This window comes from Ramlibacter sp. (assembly GCF_036383835.1).
In the GTDB taxonomy this organism is placed as follows: Bacteria; Pseudomonadota; Gammaproteobacteria; order Burkholderiales; family Burkholderiaceae_C; genus Ramlibacter.
Genome location: NZ_DASVNN010000056.1, coordinates 1 through 5,211, shown reverse-complemented (window position 1 = coordinate 5,211; position 5,211 = coordinate 1). Strand labels below are relative to the sequence as shown.

The 5,211-nt window shown below is 73.2% G+C and carries 7 protein-coding genes and 1 pseudogene; 7 read left to right on the top strand and 1 reads right to left on the bottom strand.

Annotated features, from left to right (window positions below; translation table 11 throughout):
- Positions 1–516, top strand: a pseudogene (locus tag VF522_RS09355) (adenosylcobinamide-GDP ribazoletransferase); the annotation flags it as partial.
- On the opposite strand, the gene VF522_RS09350 reads toward VF522_RS09355, so the two are convergent.
- The gene (locus tag VF522_RS09350; RefSeq protein ID WP_330907977.1) at positions 489–974 is read right to left on the bottom strand and encodes a type II secretion system protein N; all 486 of its coding nucleotides are present in this window, start codon (positions 972–974) and stop codon (positions 489–491) included. The pseudogene VF522_RS09355 and the gene VF522_RS09350 overlap by 28 nt on opposite strands.
- 21 nt (positions 975–995) lie before the next feature.
- Between VF522_RS09350 and gspG the strand changes: the two genes are divergently transcribed.
- The 6 genes from gspG to gspL are packed head-to-tail and all read left to right on the top strand — an operon-like array spanning position 996 to position 5,108.
- Positions 996–1,442: a type II secretion system major pseudopilin GspG gene (gene gspG / locus VF522_RS09345; RefSeq protein ID WP_330907975.1), complete on the top strand. Its 447-nt coding sequence runs from the start codon at positions 996–998 to the stop codon at positions 1,440–1,442.
- On the top strand, positions 1,417–1,884 hold the full coding sequence (locus VF522_RS09340) for a prepilin-type N-terminal cleavage/methylation domain-containing protein (protein WP_330907974.1): 468 nt from the start codon (positions 1,417–1,419) through the stop codon (positions 1,882–1,884). The genes gspG and VF522_RS09340 overlap by 26 nt, the downstream gene beginning before the upstream one ends.
- A complete protein-coding gene (gspI, locus tag VF522_RS09335; RefSeq protein ID WP_330907973.1) occupies positions 1,881–2,237 on the top strand; it encodes a type II secretion system minor pseudopilin GspI in 357 nt (118 codons plus the stop codon). The genes VF522_RS09340 and gspI overlap by 4 nt, the downstream gene beginning before the upstream one ends.
- A gap of 1 nt (position 2,238) precedes the next feature.
- Positions 2,239–2,913: a PulJ/GspJ family protein gene (locus VF522_RS09330; protein ID WP_330907972.1), complete on the top strand. Its 675-nt coding sequence runs from the start codon at positions 2,239–2,241 to the stop codon at positions 2,911–2,913.
- Complete coding sequence (gene gspK, locus VF522_RS09325; RefSeq protein WP_330907971.1) at positions 2,910–3,866, top strand: type II secretion system minor pseudopilin GspK; 957 nt, start codon at positions 2,910–2,912, stop codon at positions 3,864–3,866. Before VF522_RS09330 ends, gspK begins: the two co-directional genes overlap by 4 nt.
- A gap of 33 nt (positions 3,867–3,899) precedes the next feature.
- Positions 3,900–5,108, top strand: coding sequence for a type II secretion system protein GspL (gspL, locus tag VF522_RS09320; protein WP_330907970.1), 1,209 nt, complete (start codon positions 3,900–3,902; stop codon positions 5,106–5,108).
- Positions 5,109–5,211 lie beyond the last annotated feature (103 nt).

The window sequence follows — 5,211 nt, the reverse complement described above, 5'->3', positions numbered from 1 at the left end:
AACCCCCTGGATCCCTTCGTTGCCGCGATCGCCTGCACGATCGCCACCGTGCTGCTCACGGGCGCGCTGCACGAAAGCGCCCTGTTCCGGTTCGCCGAAGGCGTGGCGCAACCCGGCAACGGGCACGGCGTGCTCGCCCTCGTGCTGGTGCTGCTGGCCAAGCTCGCGCTGCTGGCGGGGCTGGCCCTCACTTCGGAGCGCGCCGTGGTCGCCGCCCTGTTCGCGGGCCACGTGGTCTCGCGCTTCGGCCTGGTGGTCACGCAGTGGGCCGGCAGCCCGGCGGCCGACACGCGCAGCCTGCGCGTCGGCGCCCTCTGGTGTCTCGTGCCGCTCGCGCTGCTGGTGCCCGCCGGAGGCGTGGCCTTCCTCGTGGTGCCCGTGATCACGGCGGCGCTGGCGGGTTTCGCCGTCCTCCGCTTCTGCCGGCAACGGCCGGAGACCGCGGCCGACCGCCCGGGCGTCGTGCAGCAGGTCTGCGAAGCGGCCTTCTACCTGGGCGCCGCGCTGGCGGCCTGACCCGGGTTGGCTGCCGCGGACGGCAGTTCCAGCGTCACGGCGGCCGGGCCGTTCACCGGCCCGAGGGTCGCCTGCCGGCCCTGCACCGATTGCAGAACCAGCCCTTCGTCCACGACGCTGCCCACGCGATAGGGCCGCCCCGGCTTGCCGTCCACCGCGATGATGGCCGCGCCCAGGCCGGAGCGCGCGCCGGCCGCGACGCCCACCAGGTGGAACCGGCTCGCCAGTGTCGGCACCGGCGCCGCCGCGACGAGGGCCGCCGGCGAGCCACCGAGCAGGCGCTCGATCGCCGCCGGGTCGGCGGCGGCCACGGCACGCGCGGGCAGGGGCGGCGCGTTCGCCGCGCGCGAACTTCCGCCCAGCTTCAGGCCCCAGAACACCACGCTGCCCGCCGCGAGGGCCCACAACGCGAAGCTCGCGCCGCGCACGGTCCAAGTGGCGGAGGTGGAGGGCAACATGCGGCGATTATGATTGACCGGATGCAGTCGACATCTGCCTTCCACCGCGCCAGGAAGCTGGCCGCCTCCGGTTTCACCCTGATCGAGCTGATGGTGGTGCTGGTGATCATCGGCGTGCTCGCTGCGCTGATCGTCCCCAACGTGCTGGAACGCGCGGACGACGCGCGCGTGGGCGCGGCACGGGCCGACGTCAACATGCTGATGCAGCAGCTGAAGCTGTACCGGCTGGACAACCAGCGCTATCCCACGACGGAACAGGGCCTGCAGGCGCTGGTGGCCAAGCCCACCGCGGGCCCGATCCCGCCGAACTGGAAGACCTACCTGGACAAGCTGCCCAACGACCCCTGGGGCCGTCCGTACCAGTACCTCAACCCCGGCATCAAGGGCGAGGTCGACGTGATGTCCTTCGGCGCCGACGGCCAGCAGGGCGGTGAGGGCCGCAATGCCGACATCGGCTCCTGGCAGTAGGAGCATCCCCACCCCCCGCCGGCGCGCCGCCGGCTTCACCCTGCTGGAATTGCTGGTGGTGGTGGCGATCATCGCGATCGCCGCGGCGGGCGTCTCGTTCGCCCTGCGCGATTCCGCCGGCAACACGCTGGAACGCGAGGCACAGCGCCTTGCCGCCCTGCTCGAATCGGCCCGTGCCCGCTCGCGGCTGACGGGCCAGCCGGTGCGCTGGGTCGCGGCCGAGGGAGGCTTCCGGTTCGAAGGCCTGCCGAAGGACGCGCTGCCGCAGCAGTGGCTTTCCGCCGACACGCGCGTGGTCGGCCGCGGCGTGCTGGTGCTGGGACCGGAGCCGGTGATCGGCCCGCAAGCCGTCGCACTGGCCAGCGCCCAGCGGCCCGACCGCCACCTGCGCGTCGCCACGGACGGGGTGCGCCCCTTCCAGGTGGCCCCGGAGCAGCCATGAGGCGGCGGCACGGCTTCACGCTGGTGGAGGTGCTCGTCGCGCTCGCGATCGTGGCGATCGCGCTGGTGGCCGGCCTGCAGGCCACGGCCGCCCTCACCAACAATGCGCAGCGCCAGTCGGACCTGCTGCTCGGGCAGATCTGCGCCGAGAACGAACTTGCGCGGCTGCGGCTGGTCAAGCAGATGCCCGGCGTCGGCGACAGCGAGCTGCCCTGCGAACAGGGCCGGCAGGCCTTCGTCGTGCGGCTGAAGGTCTCGCCCACGCCCAACCCGAACTTCCGCCGCGTCGATGCGCAGGTGTTCTCCGGCGAATCGGCGCTGCTGCGCCTCTCCACCGTGCTGGGACGCTACTGACATGCGCGGCAGCCGAGGATTCACCCTGGTCGAACTGCTGGTGGCGCTGTTCGTGCTCGCGCTGCTGGCCGCGCTCGGATGGCGCGGCATCGACGGCATGATCCGCGCGCGGGAGCAGACCGAAGCCCATGCCGACGAGGTCCTTGCGCTGCAAACGGGCCTGGCCCAGTGGAGCGCGGACCTGGAAGCGATCGTGGAGCTGGCGCCGCTCGGCGCGCTCGACTGGAACGGCCGCGTCCTGCGCCTCACCCGCCGCAGCAGCCTGTCCCCGGCCGACGGCGTGCGGGTGGTCGGCTGGACCCAGCGCGAGGGCCGCTGGCTGCGCTGGGAATCGCCCCCCGTCACCACCCGCGGCGACCTCGATACGGCCTGGCTGCAGGCCGACCTGTGGTCCCGCAATCCGAGCGACGCGATGCGGCGGCAGGAAGTGGTGATCGCGCCGCTGGAGCAGTGGCAGATCTTCTTCTGGCGCAACGACAGCTGGACCAATCCGCTGTCGAGCGACGGCGCGCCGCTCGCCGCGGGCATCCAGGGCCGCACGGGCCCGGCCGGCACGCGCACCAGCGCCCTGCCCGAAGGCGTGCGCCTGATCCTGCAGCTGCCCCCGGGACGCGCGATCGGCGGCCGGCTGCAGCGCGACTGGGTGCGGCCCACCGTCGGCGGAGGCCGGTCGTGAGGCGCCGGCGCGGCGCCGCCCTGCTGGTGGCCATGCTGACGGTCACCGTCGTCGCGACGCTCGCGGCCGCGGCGCTGTGGCAGCAGTGGCGCAGCGTCGAGATCGAAAGCGCGGAGCGCACGCGGGTGCAATCCGGCTGGATCCTCACCGGCGCGCTCGACTGGGCACGCCTGATCCTGCGCGAGGACACCAGCAACGTCGACCACCTCGGAGAACCCTGGGCCGTGCCGCTGCAGGAGGCGCGGCTCGGCACCTTCCTCGCCGCCGACCCGAACAGCAACATGGCCGCGGGCGACGCCGACAACACCTTCCTCTCCGGCGAGATCACCGACCTGCAATCGCGCCTGAACGTGGCGAGCCTGGCCGGAGCCGGCGTGAAGAACGACGAACGCGTCGAGAGCTTCCGGCGCCTGTTCGAACTGCTCGGCCTGCCCGCGGCGGAACTCGCGCGGCTGGCGGAGAACCTGCGCTTCGCCGAAGACATCAACGTCGACAACCAGAATGCCGCCCGCGCATCGCTGCCGCCGCAACGCGTGGAGCAGCTGGCGTGGCTGGGCGTGTCGCCGCAGACGATCGCCGCGCTGGAGCCCTACGTGACGGTGCTGCCTTCGAACGAGCCCAGGGTGAACCTGAACACCGCGAAGGCGGAGGTGATCTATGCGGTGGGACGCGGCATCAGCCTGGCCGACGCGCAGCGCCTGGTGACGGAGCGCGAGCGCCAGCACTTCCGCGCGGTCGGCGACGAAAGGAAGTTCCTGCCCGAGGAAGGAAAGTTCGAGCCGAACGGCGTGTCCGTCAACTCGCAGTTCTTCGAAGTGCGGGGCCGGCTGCGCATCGACAACGTGGTGATCGAGGAGCGTTCCGTCGTGATGCGCACCGGCCGCGAGGTGCGCACGCTGTCCCGCGAACGCGGTGCCTTCGAGGCCTTCGTTCCCGCCGACGGACGCCGCTGAAGCCTGGCGCCCACCTACAATTCGCCGCAGCCCATGAGCTCCCTCTTCGTATCGCTGCCCATCGAACCGGCCACCAGCGCGACGGAGTGGGCCTATGCGCTGTCCGCGGACGGCCGCACGCCCGCCGAGCAGGGCCGCACGCCGGCGGCGCTGCTGCCGCTGCCGCGCGGACCCGGCGCCGAGATCGTCGCCGTGGTCCCCGTGCAGGCCCTGGCCTGGCATCGCATCGAACTGCCCAAGGGCATCGCACCCGGCACCCCCCGCCTGCGCGCCGCGCTCGAGGGGCTGCTGGAAGACCACCTGCTGGACGATACCGAAGCCGTGCACCTCGCCGTGGAACCCGGTGCGCGCGGCGGCGACCGCGCGTGGGTGGCCATCTGCGACCGCGACTGGCTGCGCAACGCGCTGCAGCTGCTCGAAGGCGCGGGCCGCGGCGCCAACCGCATCGTTCCGGAGTTCGCCCCCGAAGGCGCGCCCACCCTGACCGTCCTGGGCGATCCCGAACAGCCGCTGGCCGTGGCGAGCAGCGCCGACGGGGTGCTCGCGCTGCCGCTGACCCCCGCGACCCTGCCGCTGCTGCCCGCCTTGCCGGACGATGCACCGGTGTTCGCCGAGCCGGCTGCCGCGGCCGCCGCCGAACAGGTGCTGCAGCGCCAGGCTTCGCTGCAGCAGGCGCCGCAACGCTGGCTGCAATCCTCGCGCACGCGCTGGGACCTCGCCCAGTTCGAATTCGCCAGCTCGCCGCGCGCCCGCGCACTGAAGAAGCTCGCCGGCGGCTGGGCCGAGATCCTCAAGGCGCCCGCCTGGCGCCCGGCGCGCTGGGCCGCGCTGCTGGTGGTCCTGGTGAATCTCGCCGGACTCAATGCCTGGGCCTGGAGGGAGCGCGCCAACCTGGCCGACAAGCGCGATGCCGTGCGCCAGACCCTGCAGGAAACCTTCCCGACGGTGAAGGTGGTCGTCGATGCGCCGGTGCAGATGGAGCGCGAGGTGGCGGCGCTGCGGCAGCAGACCGGCGTGCCCTCGGCGCGCGACCTCGACGCGCTGCTGGTGGGCCTCGCCTCCGCGCTGCCGCCGGGGCGCACGCCGGCGGCGCTGGAATACGGCGGCGGCGAACTGCGGGCGCGCGGGCTCGGCTTGTCGCCGGACGAAGCGCGGACCGTGGCCGCCCAGCTGCGCCCGCTCGGCTACGTCGGCACGGCGACCGGCGACGTGCTGGCGGTGGTCGCGGAGGATGTGCGATGAGGCGGGAAGAACTGCAAGCGCGCTGGGCCGCGCTCGCCCCGCGGGAGCAGGCGCTCGTCGCGGCGGCCGCCGGCCTCGTCGCCCTGGCGCTCCTGTGGTGGAT

Coding starts and splice junctions, on each gene's coding strand:
- VF522_RS09350 (WP_330907977.1), bottom strand. CDS start 974: ATGTTGCCCTCCACCTCCGCCACTTGGACCGTGCGCGGCGCGAGCTTC.
- gspG (WP_330907975.1), top strand. CDS start 996: ATGCAGTCGACATCTGCCTTCCACCGCGCCAGGAAGCTGGCCGCCTCC.
- VF522_RS09340 (WP_330907974.1), top strand. CDS start 1,417: ATGCCGACATCGGCTCCTGGCAGTAGGAGCATCCCCACCCCCCGCCGG.
- gspI (WP_330907973.1), top strand. CDS start 1,881: ATGAGGCGGCGGCACGGCTTCACGCTGGTGGAGGTGCTCGTCGCGCTC.
- VF522_RS09330 (WP_330907972.1), top strand. CDS start 2,239: ATGCGCGGCAGCCGAGGATTCACCCTGGTCGAACTGCTGGTGGCGCTG.
- gspL (WP_330907970.1), top strand. CDS start 3,900: ATGAGCTCCCTCTTCGTATCGCTGCCCATCGAACCGGCCACCAGCGCG.